The sequence below is a fragment of the Microbacterium sp. genome (assembly GCF_031180975.1).
Taxonomy (GTDB): Bacteria; Actinomycetota; Actinomycetes; order Actinomycetales; family Microbacteriaceae; genus Microbacterium.
Map to the genome: position 1 here is coordinate 259503 of NZ_JAPSLI010000001.1, position 16572 is coordinate 276074.

At 70.2% G+C, this 16572-nt stretch carries 12 protein-coding genes; 4 read left to right on the top strand and 8 right to left on the bottom strand.

Translation table 11 applies throughout. The features are described from left to right. Nucleotides 1-30: 30 nt before the first annotated feature. The 8 genes from RIF65_RS01220 to guaB form a co-directional block, all read right to left on the bottom strand. Nucleotides 31-4575 (bottom strand): ExeM/NucH family extracellular endonuclease, encoded by a 4545-nt coding sequence (locus RIF65_RS01220; protein ID WP_309064635.1) that lies wholly within the window; start codon nt 4573-4575, stop codon nt 31-33. A gap of 164 nt (nt 4576-4739) precedes the next feature. Beyond that, nucleotides 4740-5483, bottom strand: coding sequence for an SURF1 family protein (locus tag RIF65_RS01225; RefSeq protein ID WP_309064762.1), 744 nt, complete (start codon nt 5481-5483; stop codon nt 4740-4742). A 59-nt stretch (nt 5484-5542) separates the two neighbouring features. Continuing rightward, a complete protein-coding gene (locus RIF65_RS01230) occupies nt 5543-6661 on the bottom strand; it encodes a GuaB3 family IMP dehydrogenase-related protein (RefSeq protein WP_309064761.1) in 1119 nt (372 codons plus the stop codon). Between the two features lie 90 nt (nt 6662-6751). Further along, nucleotides 6752-8206 (bottom strand): pyridoxal phosphate-dependent decarboxylase family protein, encoded by a 1455-nt coding sequence (locus RIF65_RS01235; protein WP_309064634.1) that lies wholly within the window; start codon nt 8204-8206, stop codon nt 6752-6754. Beyond that, nucleotides 8203-9573, bottom strand: a complete 1371-nt coding sequence (locus RIF65_RS01240; protein WP_309064633.1) for an MFS transporter — start codon at nt 9571-9573, stop codon at nt 8203-8205. The genes RIF65_RS01235 and RIF65_RS01240 overlap by 4 nt, the downstream gene beginning before the upstream one ends. A gap of 123 nt (nt 9574-9696) precedes the next feature. Further along, nucleotides 9697-10248 (bottom strand): OsmC family protein, encoded by a 552-nt coding sequence (locus RIF65_RS01245; RefSeq protein WP_309064632.1) that lies wholly within the window; start codon nt 10246-10248, stop codon nt 9697-9699. 85 nt (nt 10249-10333) lie between these two features. Next, the gene (locus RIF65_RS01250) at nt 10334-10609 is read right to left on the bottom strand and encodes a DUF2277 domain-containing protein (RefSeq protein WP_309064631.1); all 276 of its coding nucleotides are present in this window, start codon (nt 10607-10609) and stop codon (nt 10334-10336) included. A gap of 154 nt (nt 10610-10763) precedes the next feature. Then, nucleotides 10764-12266: an IMP dehydrogenase gene (guaB, locus tag RIF65_RS01255; protein ID WP_309064630.1), complete on the bottom strand. Its 1503-nt coding sequence runs from the start codon at nt 12264-12266 to the stop codon at nt 10764-10766. A 223-nt stretch (nt 12267-12489) separates the two neighbouring features. Here guaB and RIF65_RS01260 point away from each other — a divergent pair, with 223 nt between their 5' ends. The 4 genes from RIF65_RS01260 to RIF65_RS01275 are packed head-to-tail and all read left to right on the top strand — an operon-like array spanning nt 12490 to nt 16547. Continuing rightward, complete coding sequence (locus tag RIF65_RS01260; RefSeq protein ID WP_309064629.1) at nt 12490-13839, top strand: branched-chain amino acid ABC transporter permease; 1350 nt, start codon at nt 12490-12492, stop codon at nt 13837-13839. 5 nt (nt 13840-13844) lie between these two features. Continuing rightward, complete coding sequence (locus tag RIF65_RS01265; RefSeq protein WP_309064628.1) at nt 13845-14822, top strand: branched-chain amino acid ABC transporter permease; 978 nt, start codon at nt 13845-13847, stop codon at nt 14820-14822. Beyond that, nucleotides 14812-15789: an ABC transporter ATP-binding protein gene (locus RIF65_RS01270; RefSeq protein WP_375142104.1), complete on the top strand. Its 978-nt coding sequence runs from the start codon at nt 14812-14814 to the stop codon at nt 15787-15789. The genes RIF65_RS01265 and RIF65_RS01270 overlap by 11 nt, the downstream gene beginning before the upstream one ends. Beyond that, entirely contained in the window at nt 15786-16547 is a 762-nt protein-coding gene (locus RIF65_RS01275; protein ID WP_309064627.1) for an ABC transporter ATP-binding protein, read from the top strand. Before RIF65_RS01270 ends, RIF65_RS01275 begins: the two co-directional genes overlap by 4 nt. Nucleotides 16548-16572: the final 25 nt, after the last annotated feature.

Below are 16572 nucleotides of genomic sequence, written 5' to 3' on the forward strand. Positions count from 1 at the left end.
GTCTCCCGGCGGCCTCCACCACGACCAGACCTAACGGCGGGCGCGGTTCACGATGACCTTTCTGGTGGCCTCATCGCCGTCGGCCTGCGACACCGCCAGGGTGTGCTTGCCGGGCTTGGTGCCCTGCGGAACGGCGAGCGTGGCCGAGAACGAACCGTCCTCACCCACCACGACTGTTCCGAGCTCGATCGGCTCGGTCTTCTTCCTGCGCAGCTCGACCGTCACGGTCTCCCCCGCCCGGTATCCGTCGCCGCTGATCGAGACCTCTCCGCCGGCCGCGACCGTCGACGACTCCAGCTCGACGCTTCCGTCGAACTCCGCCTCTTCCGCGAACGTCACCGGCACCTGAACGGTGGTGCCCGTCCCGGCGACCGTCACGGTGAGCGCCTGCGGCCCGTGCACGCCCTCGGGGACGACGAAGCCGAGCGTCGCACGACCGACCTCGTCACTGGCATCCACCACCGTCGTGTCGATCGTCGAGGTCGCGAGCTCGCGATCCCCGAGCGACAGCGACACCGACGTCGGTGCCGGCTCCCCGGCGCTGAACGCGAGCGACGACAGCGCGACCGACACCTGGTCACCGGCGCTGTAGCCGTCGGCATCCTCCGGGCTCAGCACCACGCCGACCGCGCGCTGCGCGTAGTCGGGCGACGCCGTCTGGTTCGCGGCGAACCAGTCGACCATGGACTGCAGATCCACCTTGCCGGTGTCGCGCTTGTTCGTGCCTTCCTTGAAGGTGACGAAGTTGTCGCCTCCCGCCGCCAGGAACGAGTTCGCCGCGACCGTGTAGCTCGCCGCGAGGTCGATCGGCACCCCATCCAGCGTGATGGTGGTGATCCGCGACCCCTGCGCCGCCGTCGGGTCGTAGGTGTACTGCAGACCCTTCGACACGCCCAGCTTCAGGAACGGACGGCTCGCGCCGGCCGGCTGCCACTGCTCCTCGAGTACGGCCTTCAGCTGCGCCCCGGTCAGCTCCAGCGTCACCAGCGTGTTGGCGAACGGCTGCACGGTCGCCGCCTCGCGATAGGTGACGTTGCCGTCGGGGTCGCTCGCGCCGGTCGACGCGAACGTCAGGTTGGCACGGATGCCGCCCGGGTTCATCAGCGCGATCTCCGCGCCCGTCGACCACTTCTGCACGTCGGCGACGAAGTTGCCGATCGTCGACTCTCCGCCGCGATTCTCGGTCTTGCCGTCGCTCTGACGCGCCCGGTTGAAGTCCGCGGTCACGTCGCCGACCTTGACCGAGCCGAGCTTGTCGGCCTCGACCTCGGCGGCGTCGACGATCGCCTGCACCTCGGGCACCGCCGGGTACAGCGCGTTCGTGCCGTCGGTGAGCGGCTTGATCTCGTTGACGATGGAGATGAGCTCCTTCGTCTCGCGGTCGACCTTGACGTTCATCAGACCGATGTTCTCGCCGTACTGACCGGCCGACACCACGGGGCGTCCGTCGATCACGTGGTTGTACGCCAGGTGCGTGTGCGCCGACACGATGGCATCCACGTCGCCGTCCACGCCGTACACGATCTCGCCGACCGGCGAATCCGGCGTGATGCTGGACAGTTCGACCGTCGCCGCGCCCTCGTGCACGAGCAGGATGACGACATCCGCCTCACCGTTGGCGGCGTCGCCGTCGCGCAGGTCGTCGGCCACGGCGTTCACCGAATCGACGATGCTGCGCACCTCGAGCTCCTTGATGCCGTCTGGCGACACCAGCGTGGGCAGGTCCTCGGTGACGGCGCCGACGAAACCGACCCGCACGCCCTCGAGCTCCTTCACCCAGGCCGGAGCGAGCGCCGGCTCCCCGGTCTCGGTGAGGAACACGTTCGACGAGATGTACTCCCACTCTGCGCGGTCCTGCACGCGGTCACGCAGATCCGCCCAACCCTGGTCGAACTCGTGGTTGCCCGCGGCGCTCACGTCCAGCCCCGCGAGGTTCAGCGCGTCGATCGTCGGATTGTCGTCCTGGATGAACGACGTGAAGGTCGACGCCCCGATCAGGTCGCCCGCTGCGGCGAAGATCAGGTTCGGGTTCGCCGCGCGGAACTGCTGCACGGCACCTGCCATCACCGCCGCGCCCGCGGAGGCGCGATCGGCCTCGATGCGGCCGTGGAAGTCGTTGATCGTGGCGATGTCGATGCTGACCGGCGGCTCGGTCGCCGAGACGCCCACCAGGATCGGGTCGTGGTCGCTGGACCGGAACGGCGTGCCCGACTCGGTGGCCGGGTACGCGAAGCCGCGGTCGCCCCACTCCGGCGAGTTGATCGCCCAGATCCCGGCGCCGGTGATCGAGCGCGCCAGCGACGGGGACGCGATCACGTGGTCGAGCGAGCCCACCTCTCCGTTGAACGTGTAGCTGTACTGACCCTTCGCCTTCTCGGCCGCGATGTCGCTCCACCCCTGCGAGGTGAAGACGTGGATCGGGTCCTCCTGCCCGTACGCGTTGAAGTCGCCGATCAGCAGCATGTCGTCGCTGCCGCTGTCCGCGGCGAGCTGCTCGGTGAACGCGAGCAGCGACTCGGCCTGCTTGACGCGGTCGGCGTTGAAGTGCCCCTGCCCGTCAGCCGGCTCTGCGCCGTCGCCGGACTTGGACTTGAAGTGGTTCGCGACCACCGTCACGGTGCGCCCGTCGACGTCGAACGCCTGCGCGATCGGCTCGCGCGCGTTGCCCCACACGCTCTCGTCGACGATCGTGGCACTGTCGCCTTTCGGGGTGACCTCGCCCTTCTTGTAGATGATCGCGTTGGTGATGTAGTCGGTGGTGGCGGCGTCCGTCAGTTCGTCCGGCGTCGGGACGAACTCCCACACCTCGCTGCCGGCGGCGGCGTTGAGCCCGTCGACCAGGTCGGCGAGCGCGGTGTCGACGGGCTTCCCGAGCTTGACCGAGTTCTCGATCTCCATCAGCGAGACGATCTCGGCGTCGAGTCCGTTGATCGCCGCGACGATCTTCGACTTCTGGATCGCGAACTGCGCCGCGGTCGCCGCGCCCCTGGCATCCGGGTTCTCCGACTTCAGCGTCGTGAAGTAGTTGTAGACGTTGAACGAGGCGACCTGCACGTCGCCGCCGACCGACGGCACCGCCGGCCGCAGGTTGTTCGTCGTGAACGTCACCTTCTCGGCGGCCGGGCTGGCGGAGTCGAGCGGCGTCACCGGCTGCAGGCGCCACTCGTCGAAGCCGTACTGCAGCACGAAGCCCTTGCCGCCGAAGTCGACCGCGTCACCGTTGCGAACCACGACGTCCTTGGTGAAGTAGGGCTGGTCGTCGACATGCTCAGCGCTGCTGGCACGGATCGAGAAGCCGTCGTCGAGGAGGAGCCGCTCGGCCCTGTTCGCCTGCGCGATGGCATCCGCTTCTGCGCCGGGGCGGGTCGTCTCGGTGCTCTTCACGTTCAGCTCGCCGGGGTTCAGCCACAGCGAGCCGAAGCTGTACAGCTCGTGGCTGGATGCCACCAGGTACGAGCCGGTGGGAGCGACGAGCATGTTCTCGTACGCCTCCCGTGCCGAACCGACGACGGACGTCGCCAGCGGCGCGGGCTGCGGCACACCCGCACCGGCCGTCACGAGGGTGACCTCGTCGGGGGATGCCGGGGTGATCTGCGTCTGGCCGAAGTGCTCGCCCACGGTTCCGGTGACCGACACGAGGTCGCCGATCTCGCCGGGGACGGTCTTGCCGTTCAAGTACACGAACACGCCGTCGGAGGCGCCGGGCGTGGCATCCGCCGCGCCACCCGAACCCGGCGTCTGGATCACCACACCCGCATAGCTGCCGGCTCGGCGGTGGTCGGCGGTGATCACGCCCTCGACCGTCACCCGAGTGCCGTTCAGCGGCGACACGTCGCCGGTGCCCTGCACCTCGGCGATGGTCGCCTTCTGCGCCTCGCCGCTGCCAGGGTCGGTCGCGCCGGAGTTCTGCGGGGTGATGGATGCCGAAAGGTCGAAGTCCGCGGCGTTGCTGTCGGTGTCCGATCCCTCGGCGCGGTTCAACGACTTCACGTCGGTGTTGCCGGCCGGGGCCGTCGCCGGGGCGGTCTCGAACGTGTTCGAGGTGCCGTAGCCGAGCACGTCGATGACGCCGTCCGCCCCCGCCACCGAACCGGTCTGGAGCGTGACCGCGGTGGTGCCCTCGACCAGCGCGATCGTGCCCGCGCTGCCGCTCGGGTTCAGGCTGCCGGTGGCGTCGGGGGCGGGCAGTGCCGCGCCGTTGGCGCCGTTGCTGCCGCCCTGCACGAGGAAGTGGCCGCCCGCGGGGATCTGCCCCTTCAGCGGCACGACGCCGGTGAACGCGGCCGTCCCCGATGCCGAGCGGTACTGCAACGACATGCCGTCCAGCGTGATCGGTGCGTCGGTGGGGTTGTACAACTCCACGAACTTGTGGGTGAACGCGGCGCCGCTGCTGCCTCCGGAGAGGTAGGCCTCGTTGATCACGACGGCGTCGCCGGCGGGCGTGGCGTAGGCGGGGGCCGCCGCGAGGCAGCCCAACGACAGGGTGACCACGGTGGTCGCGGAGAGGGCGATGGTGCGCCCCCGGTTTCGGTGCGAAGCGAGAACGCGGCGGTTCTCGTCGGGGGCGGACATCATCGGTGCTGTCTCCTCGGTGGTGTGGGCGGCGGATCTCGTGAAGCCGCCGTCGCGCGAACGCGCGGGTGCGCGCACGTACGAGTGTGACCCTAGAGCGGTCCTCCAACATCGGGCAAGAGCGTTCCCGATCCGGTCACCGGATCGTCACCGGGCGGAGGCCTCGGTCAGGCCGTGGCGTCCTCGAAGTCCTCGACTTCGCGCTCCCACTGGTCCTTCGCGAGCCGGTACCAGAGGTAGAACGCGAACCCGGCGAACACCGCCCACTCCGCCGCGTAGAAGATGTTCAGCCAGTTGATCGGGGATTTCTCGACCGGCGCCGGCGAGGAGATGTCGGTGAGTCCGGCGGGCGCCTCGACGGATGCCAGATACGGCCGGTACACGTCGAGCTGCTCCACGTCGTGCCAGCGGCTGAGCAGCGCCGCCGGCGACATGCGGCTCAGCTCCCACGGATCGTCGCGCGGAGGGACGGTGACGCCCTCGTCGTCGATCACGCGACCGACCACCTCGGTCTGTGCGGCGCCGGCCTGCGACAGAGCGGATGCCGCGGCATCCGCCTCCTCCCGCGTCGGAGCCCACCCGAGCGCGACGGCGATCGAGGTGCGCTCGGCGACCCGCAGCTGCCCGGTCACCCAGTACCCCTTCACGCCGTCGTTGAAGCGCGACGAGACGACGATGAAGTCCTCCGGCACCCAGGTGCCGGAGGTGTGCACCCGCTGACCTCCGCGCGCCTCCGGCAGGTACTCGCCGGGTTCGACCACGTCGGTCAGCGGCACGACCTTCTCCGTGGCGCCGGGCTCCGGCGGGTCGGTGTCGATGGCGCGGCCGAGCTGCCATTGGCCGAGCCAGGCGAACACGCCGGCGACGACCAGGCACAGTGCGAGCGTGCCGAGCCAACGGGCGCGCAGCATGACCTCGCGCAGCGTCGGCGGGAACTCCGGCAGAGCCGCGGGATCGGGGGTCGGTGCGGTCATCCCAGCTCGTAGGGCGCGAGCACGACCTCGACCCGCTGGAACTCCTTCAGGTCGGAGTAGCCGGTCGTCGCCATCGACTTGCGCAGCGCGCCGATGAGGTTCGCGGTGCCGTCCGCGACAGGGGCGGGACCGTACAGGATCTCCTCGAGCGTCGCGATGCCCTGCACAGCGACGCGACGGCCGCGGGGAAGCTGCGGGTGGTGCGCCTCGGCGCCCCAGTGGTACCCGCGGCCCGGCGCGTCGGTGGCGCGGGCGAGGGCGACGCCGAGCATGACGGCATCCGCTCCCATCGCGAGAGCCTTGACGATGTCGCCGGAGGTGCCCACGCCGCCGTCCGCGATCACGTGCACGTATCGTCCGCCGGACTCGTCGAGGTAGTCGCGGCGCGCCGCGGCGACGTCGGAGACGGCGGTCGCCATCGGGGCGTGGATGCCGAGGGTGGCGCGGGTGGTGGATGCCGCTCCCCCGCCGAAACCGACGAGCACGCCGGCCGCGCCGGTGCGCATCAGGTGCAGCGCCGCGGTGTAGGTGCCCGCGCCGCCGACGATGACGGGCACGTCGAGGTCGTAGATGAACTTCTTCAGGTTCAGTGGCTCGGCGACGCTGGAGACGTGCTCAGCGGACACGGTGGTTCCGCGGATCACGAACAGGTCGACACCGGCGGCGACGACGGTCTCGTACAGCTCCTGTGTGCGCTGCGGGGTGAGCGAGCCCGCGACGGTCACGCCGCCCTCGCGGATCTCGGCCAGTCGCTGCTTGATGAGCTCGGGCCGGATCGGCTCGGAGTACAGCTGCTGCATGCGCACGGTCGCCTGGTCCTCGGGCAGCGATGCGATCTCGTCGAGCAGCGGCTCCGGGTCGTCGTAGCGCGTCCACAGGCCCTCGAGGTCGAGCACGCCGAGGCCACCGAGCTTGCCGAGCATGATGGCGGTGCGCGGGCTCACGACGGAATCCATCGGCGCGCCGAGCACCGGGATGTCGAACGGGAACGCGTCGATCGACCAGGCGGTCGAGACGTCCTCGGGGTTGCGGGTGCGCCGCGACGGCACGACCGCGATGTCGTCGAACGTGTACGCGCGGCGGGCGCGCTTGCCCCGGCCGATCTCGATGTCCATGCTCACCCTTCCACCCTAGCGGGCGCCCCGGACGGCGTCCGGGTGGGATCGCGAGCCTGCGGGACGCGCGGCGCGGGCGCGGGGCGCATGTCAGCGCGGCTGGGACAGCCGGGCCAGCAGTTCCGACAGCAGCGCCTCCGCCACCGGGGCGGGCAGTGCCTCCACCAACGCCATGAGCGTCGCCATCGGCCGGTCGGCGGTGTCGCGGCCGACCCCGGCCAGGCGCAGCAGCGTCCACGCCGCCCGTGGACCGGGCACGCGGCCGCCCTCACGGTAGCCGAGCGCGGCCAGCATCCCGACCAGTGCCCCGGCATCGGCGGGCGGGCGACCGCGCACCTGATCGGATGCCGCCGCGAGCGCCCCGAGGAACTCCGGCAGCGACCGCTCCAGCACGGGCGTCAGGGTGAGGTGCGCGGTGCGCGGCAGCCGGATGCCGTTCGGCTGCCGTAGTCCGGGCTGGTGCTGCACGCGCCAGCCGAGCCGGGTGAGCGCGTCGGCGAGGTGGTGCGGGTCGACGCGCCCGGCGGCGGGGACCGTCGCGTCGGCGGCGAGCGCCAGCGCCGGGCCGACCGGGTCGCCGAGCATGACCAGACCCGGGATGGCATCGACGGCCGAGCGGATGCCGGATGCCGTCCGCACGATCGCCGCGGTGAGTTCCGCGTACCCGGCACGGCCGAGGTGCTGGGTGATCGCCCACGCGGCGGCGAGCGGCGAAGCCGACCGGGAGCCCAGCAGCGTCGGGTTCACGACCGGGTACCCTGGCCATCGGGTGGTGGCGAAGAACTGGGCGCGCTGGCGGTGCCGGCCGCGGTGCAGCAGCACCGAGATGCCCTTCGGTGCGTAGCCGAACTTGTGCAGATCGGCGGACACGCTCGTCACGCCCGCCACGCGGAAGTCCCACGCCGGAAGCTCCGGCCACCACGGCAGCGCGAACCCGCCGAAGCAGGCGTCGACGTGACAGGCGATGCCCCGCGCCCGCGCCGCTCCGGCCACCGCGCGCACCGGGTCGAGCGCACCGGTCGGATAGGCCGGCGCCGACACGACGACGAGCGCCACGTCCGGTCCCAACCGCGCCACGACGTCTTCGAGGCGCACCGCGCCGTCGGGCCCGCACGGCACCGGGTCCCAATCCAGGTCGAACAGCCGCGCCGCCTTCTGGAACGCCGCATGCGCGGTGACCGGCGCCACCAGCCGTGGCCGCCCGTCCCCGCCCGCGGCGCGCCACAGGTCGCGTGCGGTCTTCACCGCCAGCAGGCAGCTCTCCGTCCCGCCGCTGGTGACCGAGCCCACCACGCATCGGCCGGCGTGCAGCATCCGCTTGGTGAAGCCGACCAGGTCGCGCTCCATCGCCGCGACGGAGGGGAACACGGTGGGGTCGAGCGCGTTCACGGGCCGCGCCAGCGACGCAGCTGCGTCGGCGAGCGCGTCGAGGTCGTCGCGGCCCGGGTCGTACACGTACGACAGCACCCTGCCGCCGTGGGTGGGGGCGTCGGCGGCGCGCAGTCGCCGCAGCCGGTCGAGGACGCCGCCGGCCTCCGCGTTCATACCGGGATGCGCAACGTCGACGTGCCGATGATGTCCTGCTCGCGCAGCCGGTAACGGGCGAGCGAGACCAGGCTCAGCGCCAGCAGAACGGCGGGGACGAGGCTGAACGACACCGCGATCCCGGTCAGGGCGGCGGCCGGCTGCACCGCCTCGACGTCGGCGGTGGTCTCGATGTAGCCGGTCAGCGCGAGCACGATCGACAGCACCGTCGCGCCGAGGGCCATGCCGGCGGTCTCGCCCGCCGTCCACACGCCGCTGAACACCCCGGAACGGTTCTGGCCGCCGGTGGTGCTGTGGTCGTGTGCGATGACGTCGGGCAGCATCGCCATGGGGAGGGTCTGCATGCCGGCGTAGGCGGCGCCGGCGAGTCCGACCGGCGCGAGGATCCACCAGCCGGGCGCCCACACCATGATCGCGAGCACCATCGTGGCGAGCAGGAACAGCGCGGTGGCGAGACGGAAGCCGCGCTCCTTGCCGACGCGGTCGGCGATCAGCTTCCACACCGGGGCCATCAGCAGGGCCGGAGCGATCAGCGCGAGGAACAGGGCCGTCACCGCGGTCTCGTCGTTCAGGATCCAGCGGGCCACGAACTGGGCGGCCGCGAGCATCAGCCCGGTCGCGAGTCCCTGGAGCATGAAGGTGACGAGCAGCGCCCGGAACGGACGGCTCTCCCGCAGCACGAGGATGCCGTTGCGGTAGTGCGTGGCGATCGACGCACCGGCGCGTACCGGCAGCAGCGGGCGCTGCGGGGCGACCGTGCAGGCGACCAGCAGCCCGATCGCGAGCACCGCCGCGGCCCCGATCGCCATCACGAGGTAGCCGAGCAGCGGGTCGTCGGGGAACAGGGCGCGCAGTTCGGGCCCGCCGGCGCCGAACAGCAGGATGGCGACGGTCAGCAGCACCACCCGCCAGCTGAGGATGCGGGTCCGCTCCCGGTAGTCGTCGGTCAGCTCGGCGGGCAGGGCGATGTACGGCACCTGGAACATGCTGAAGAACGTGGCGGCGAGCATGAACGCCACGAGCACCCAGACGCCCGACGCCACCGGGCCGAGGCCGCCGGGAACCGCGAAGGTGAGCACGAACGCGACCGGCAGCCCGAGCGCGCCGATCAGCATGAGCCGCCGTCGGCTGCCGGTGCGGGCGAGCACGCGGTCGCTGACCCCGCCGATGACCGGGTCGATGAGCACGTCCCACACCTTCGCGGCGGTGACGATCGCGCCGGCGGCGAGCGCGGCGACACCGAGGGAGTCGGTGAGGTAGTACACCAGCACGAGTCCCGGGAGCGTGGCGAACCCGCCCGTGCCGAGTGACCCGATCGCGTACCGTGCGACCTGGCCCCGCGGCATCCGATTCACCCCTGAACCCATGCCGTCACTCTAGTGCGATGCCGCTCTGAGCCGTTTGGGGCGGATCTTCGCGTTTGGGGCGGGTCTCCCCCGCCCCAAACGCGAGAATCCGCCCCAAACCCGAATGGGGGCCGGTGAGGGAGGTCAGGCCAGGCGGCCCGAGGTGGGGACGGGGTTGGCGAACAGGTCGAGCACCGGGCAGTGCTCCTCCACGACGGCGCGCAGCCGGTCGTACTCCTCGACGGTGTTCGGTCCGGTGATCTCGACGGCCACGCGCACGTCGTGGAAGCCCGCACGGCCGGACTCGTCGATGCCGAACAGCTTGCGCACGTCGAGGTCGCCCTGGGCGGTCACCTCGATGTCGTCGATGGTCAGGCCGAGCGCCTGCGCATACAGCCGGAAGACGACCACCTGACACGAGATCAGCGCACCGAGCGCATACTCGACGGGGCTCGCGGCCGCGTCATCCCCGGCGAGGCCGGCCGGCTCGTCGACGAGGAAGCGGTGCCGTCCCGCGCGGATCTCGGTGCCCACGGCGCCGACGCCGCGACCGGTCACGGTGTACGTGAGCTGCGCGTTGCCGGCATTCTTCGCGATGCGCTCGTTCCACGCCGCGCCGGCCGCAGCGAGGCGCTCGGCGCGCTCCTCGGCGGTCACGTCGGGAAGGGCTGCGGTCTGGTCCTGGAGAAGAGTCATGTCGCGACCGTAGCGAGACGAGCGGATGCCGTGCACGCGGCGTCGTCATGACGAGAAACGTCCCGTCACACGGTGAAACCGAATGTCACGCGGCGTAACGGCCCGAGGCCTCTGCGCGGGCCCTGGCCTTCGCCGCCTCCTCCTCGCGGTTCTTCGGAGGACGCGTGGCGACCAGATCGTTCAGCAGGTGCTGCGTGGCGTGCGCGATCTCTGCGACGGCGCGATCGAAGGCCTCCTGGTTGGCCTTCGACGGCTTGGTCGTCCCGGCGATCTTGCGCACGTACTGCAGTGCGGCGGCGTGCACCTCTTCGGAGGTCGCGGCCGGCTCGAAGTTGTGGAGGGTGTGGATGCTGCGGCACATACCCCGCACGCTACCCCCGGCTCCCGTCCTCCAAAACCCCTCCCTCACTCCCGACACGGGCCGTCCGGGGCGGGTTTTCGCGTTTGGGGCGGGTCTCCCCCGCCCCAAACGCGAGAATCCGCCCCAAACCCGGGGAAAGAGGAGAACGCGGGGGTCAGCGCTTGTAGTTGGGGGCCTCGACCACGATCTGCACGTCGTGGGGGTGGGACTCCTTGAGCCCGGCCGGCGTGATGCGCACGAACTTGCCGCGCTGCTTGAGCTCCTCGATGGTGCGCGCACCGACGTAGAACATCGACTGCCGCAGGCCGCCGACCAGCTGGTACGCCACCGCCGACAGCGGACCGCGGTAGGGCACCTGGCCCTCGATGCCCTCGGGGATCAGCTTGTCGTCGCTGGGCACGTCGGCCTGGAAGTAGCGGTCCTTCGAGTACGAGGTCTGCTTGCCGCGGGTCTGCATCGCGCCGAGGGAGCCCATGCCGCGGTACTGCTTGAACTGCTTGCCGCCCTGGAAGACGATCTCGCCCGGCGACTCGTCGGTCCCGGCGAGCAGCGAGCCCAGCATGACGGCATCCGCACCGGCGACCAGCGCCTTGGCGATGTCGCCGGAGTACTGCAGCCCGCCGTCGGCGATCACCGGCACACCGGCGGGACCGGCGGCCTTCGCCGCCTCGTACACCGCGGTGACCTGCGGCACGCCGACGCCGGCGACGACACGGGTGGTGCAGATCGAGCCGGGGCCGACGCCGACCTTGACGGCGTCCACGCCGGCATCCACCAGCGCCTGCGCCCCCTCACGGGTCGCGACGTTGCCGCCGATGATGTCGATCGCGTCGAACGACGAGTCGGCCTTGAGTCGCTTGACCAGGTCGATGACGCCCTGCGACTGCCCGTTGGCGGTGTCCACCACGAGCACGTCGACACCGGCATCCCGCAGCGCCTCGGCGCGCTCCCAGGCGTCGCCGAAGAAGCCGATCGCGGCGCCGACGCGCAGGCGGCCGTGCTCGTCCTTGGTGGCCAGCGGGTACTTCTCGCTCTTGTCGAAGTCCTTGATGGTGATGAGGCCGGCGAGGCGGCCGTCCTCGTCGATGAGCGGCAGCTTCTCGACGCGGTGCTGAGCGAACAGCGCGATGACCTCGCCGGCGGCCACGCCGACGGGAGCGGTCACCAGGTTCTCCGACGTCATGACGTCCTTCACGAGCGTGGACTGGCGCTCGAAGCCCGACACGAACCGCATGTCGCGGTTGGTGATGATGCCGAGCAGGCGGTTGTCCTCGTCCACGACGGGAAGACCGGAGATGCGGTACTTCGCGCACAGCGCGTCGACCTCTTGAACGGTCGCGTCGGGGCGGGTGGTGATGGGGTCGGTGATCATGCCCGATTCGCTGCGCTTGACGCGGTCGACCTGCGCGGCCTGGTCGGCGATCGACAGGTTGCGGTGCAGGATGCCGAGGCCGCCCTCGCGCGCCATGGCGATCGCCATGCGCGCCTCGGTGACGGTGTCCATCGCGCTGGAGAGCAGCGGCGTGGCCACCGAGATCCGGCGGGTCACGCGCGAGGAAGTGTCGGCCTCGCTCGGAATGACGTCGGTGTGGCCGGGAAGCAGCAGCACGTCATCGTAGGTGAGTCCGACGAAACCGAACGGGTCGTGCTGCTCCATGAAAGCTCCTCTGCGCCGGGGGGCGCGGTCGTGGGCGAGTGCGCTGGGGACGGCGGCCGGGGAGTCCGCGTTTCCATAGATTCTAAACGCCGTGACACTCCCGGTATTCCGATACGGCCACGGATGAGTGCGATCGGTCATCCGGCGGGTTACGCTCAGTGCGACGTCCATCGCCCGGACGGCCGCCCGAGGCCGCGCCGTGTGCACTCGATGTGGAGGATGCGTGGGACTCAGATCAACGGCGCTTCAGCGCCCCCGTCACGGGCTGCTCGCGCTGCTGGCGGCACTCGCGGCCGCATTCATCGTGCTCTGCCTGCCGGCCGGCTCGGCGTACGCCGACACGACCGACGACGGCCAGGAGATCACCGACTACTACTTCGGCGGCAACATCACCTTCGAAGGTGAGCCGATCGAGGGCGTCGTCATGAAGATCGAGGGCGGCGGCTTCGAGGCCGAGACCGAGACGGATGCCGAAGGCAAGTGGCGCCTGTACGTGCCGGAGAAGGACAGGTACACGCTGACCGTCGACGAGGAGACGCTCCCCGAAGGCGTGATCGTCGACCCTGCCACTCTTCCGGAGGGCACCCAGCCGATCGCCGGGACGACCGGTTCGTTCGAGGTGGAGTTCGGGCTGACCGGCACGAAGATCGTCAACCTGTTCCTCGGCGAGGGGGAACGCATCACCACCTCGTTCATCGATCAGCTGCTCTCGCGACTGGTCGGCGGGCTGAACTTCGGTCTGCTGCTCGCGCTGGCGTCGATGGGCGCTGCCCTCATCTACGGCACCACGCGGCTGTCGAACTTCGCGCACGCCGAGATGGTCACCTGGGGCGGGCTGGTCGCCCTGGTGATGACCTCCTTCTGGCACCTGCCGCTGTGGCTCGGCATCGTCGCCGCGGTGATCGGGGGCGGGCTGTTCGGCTGGGCGATGGATGCCGCGCTCTGGCGCCCTCTCCGCCACCGTGGCCTCGGCATCGTCCAGCTGATGATCGTCAGCATCGGCCTGTCGCTGGCGTTGCGCTACGTGTTCCAGTACTTCATCGGCGGTGCGACCCGTCAGCTGCCGGGCGCGAGCCCCCAGCCGATCCGGTTCGGCCCCGTCGCGCTGTCCTACATCGACCTGATAGGCATCGGCGTCAGCGTCGCCGTCATCCTCGGTGTGGCGTACTTCCTCACCCGCACCCGCATCGGCAAGGCCACCAGAGCCATCTCCGACAACCCGCAGCTCGCGGCGGCGTCGGGCATCGACGTCGACCGGGTCATCCGCTACGTCTGGATCCTGTCCGGCGTGCTGGCGGCGGTCTCCGGCATCCTGTGGGCGTACTTCCGCCCCGGCGTGAAGTGGGACATGGGCGGGCAGATGCTGCTGCTGATCTTCGCCGCCATCACCCTCGGCGGCCTGGGCACCGCGTTCGGCGCCCTGCTGGGCTCGCTCATCGTCGGCATCGCGGTCGAGGTCTCGACCCTCTGGATCCCGTCCGACCTGAAGTACGCGAGCGCGCTCGTCGTCCTCATCATCATCCTGCTCGTCAGGCCACAGGGACTGCTCGGACGCAGGGAAAGGCTGGGCTGATCGCCATGGACTTCGGAACCATCTTCTCCAACACCGCCGTCTACCTGTTCAGCCCGGTCACCCTGGCGTACGCCCTCGCCGCGACCGGCCTGGCCGTGCACTTCGGGTACGCCGGCCTGCTGAACTTCGGCATGGCGGCGTTCATGGCGCTCGGCGGCTACGGCTACGCGATCTCGGTACTCACGTTCGGCGCGCCCTGGTGGGTCGGCATGCTCATCGGGCTCGCCGCCGGCGCCCTGTTCGCAGTGCTGCTCGGCATCCCGACCCTTCGATTGCGCGCGGACTACCTCGCGATCGCGACCATCGCGGCCGGCGAGATCGTGCGGCTGCTGTTCACCACGCAGCTGTTCGACGAGTGGACGAACTCCGCCGACGGCCTCGCCCAGTACAACGGCGGCTTCCGCGACGCCAATCCGTTCCCGCAGGGCACCTACGGCTTCGGGCCGTGGACGTACAACGCCAACGACCTGTGGAACCGGGTGTTCGGGCTCATCGTGCTCGTCGTCGCGGTCCTGCTGGTGTGGGCGCTGATGCGCAGCCCGTGGGGGCGAGTGCTCAAGGGCATCCGCGAGGACGAGGACGCGGTGCGGTCGCTCGGCAAGAACGTGTTCGCGTACAAGATGCAGGCGCTGATCGTGGGCGGCGTCATCGGCGCCGCCGGCGGCATCGTCTTCGTACTGCCCAGTGCCGTGGTGCCGAGCAGCTACACCACGTCGCTGACGTTCTTCCTGTGGACGATCCTGCTGCTCGGCGGCGCCGCGACCGTCCTCGGACCCACGCTGGGCGCCGTGCTGTTCTGGCTGGTGTTCGCGTTCATGGCCAACCTGCTGCCCCAGATGGCCAAGGCCGGATACCTGCCGATGTCCGACAGCCAGGCGGCCACCCTGGTCAACATCTTCATCGGCATCGCGCTGATGCTTCTCGTGATCTTCCGCCCGCAGGGCATCCTCGGCGACAAGAGGGAGATGACCTTTGTCAAGTGAGAACACCCCGACCGGCAGCATCCGCCGGCCGAAGACGACCGGGCTGGCGAAGGGACCCGCCGCCCCTGGCGTGGCCAAAGTCGACCCGATCCTCGTGATCGACGGTGTCGAGCGCCGCTTCGGCGGTCTCACCGCGGTCGACGTCGACCACCTCGAGATCCCGCGCGGCGCGATCACCGCACTGATCGGCCCGAACGGCGCCGGCAAGACCACGCTGTTCAACCTGCTGTGCGGGTTCGACCGCCCCAACAGCGGAACGTGGAGCTTCGACGGCACCGAGCTGGCCGGCATCCCCTCGTTCAAGGTGGCCCGGATGGGTCAGGTGCGCACCTTCCAGCTGACCAAGTCGCTGTCGCTGCTCACCGTGCTGGAGAACATGAAGCTCGGCGCGAAGGACCAGCTCGGCGAGAAGTTCTGGCCCAGCCTGTTCCCGTTCCTGTGGCGCAAGCGGGAGGCCGCGATCGAGGAGCGCGCCCGCGAGCTGCTCACGCGGTTCAAGCTCGACGCCAAGGAGAAGGACTTCGCGGCGTCGCTGTCCGGCGGCCAGCGCAAGCTGCTCGAGATGGCGCGCGCGCTGATGAGCGAGCCCACCCTGGTGATGCTCGACGAGCCGATGGCCGGCGTGAACCCGGCGCTGACGCAGTCGCTGCTGGATCACATCCTGGACCTCAAGGACCTGGGCATGACGGTGCTGTTCGTCGAACACGATATGCACATGGTGCGTCACATCGCGGACTGGGTCGTGGTGATGGCCGAGGGCCGCGTCGTCGCCGAGGGTCCCGCCGAGGAGGTCATGGACGATCCGGCCGTGGTCGACGCGTACCTCGGCGCGCACCAGGACGTCGACCTGGGTGCGGTCACCGGGCGACTGCCGGTGATCGAGGACGCTGACGCGCGTCGACTGCGCGAGAAGATCGAGACCGAGGCCGAGGCCGAGCTCGAGAGTCCGAAGGAGGACGAATCATGACGGATGCCGCTTCGCCGGCCAGGTCCGACCACGAGGTCGTGGTCGAGCTGACCGACGTGCACGCCGGTTACCTGCCCGGAGTCAACATCCTCAACGGTGCGAACCTCGTCGCCCGCAAGGGCGAGCTGATCGGCATCATCGGCCCGAACGGGGCCGGCAAGTCGACGCTGCTGAAGGCGATCTTCGGCCTGGTCAATGTCCGCAGCGGCGAGATCACCGTGAACGGCCACAGCATCGTTGGGCTGAAGGCCGACAAGCTGGTCCGCCGTGGCGTCGCGTTCGTGCCGCAGACCAACAACGTGTTCCCGTCGTTGACGATCGCCGAGAACCTGCAGATGGGCCTGTACCAGAACCCGAAGATCTATGACGAGCGGCTGGAGTTCGTCACCGGCATCTTCGCCGAACTCGGCAAACGTCTCAACCAGCGCGCGGGCTCACTGTCGGGCGGCGAGCGCCAGATGGTGGCGATGTCGCGCGCGCTGATGATGGACCCGTCGGTGCTGCTGCTCGACGAGCCGTCCGCGGGCCTCTCGCCCGTCCGTCAGGACGACGCGTTCATCCGCGTCTCCGACATCAACAAGGCGGGCGTGACGACCATCATGGTGGAGCAGAACGCCCGCCGCTGCCTGCAGATCTGCGACCGCGGGTACGTGCTCGACCAGGGCAGGGACGCATACGAGGGCAGCGGGCGCGATCTGCTGAACGATCCGAAGGTGATCGGGCTCTACCTCGGCACGCTCGGCACCGACGCCGCCTGATCGCTCCGCGCATACGACGAGGGCC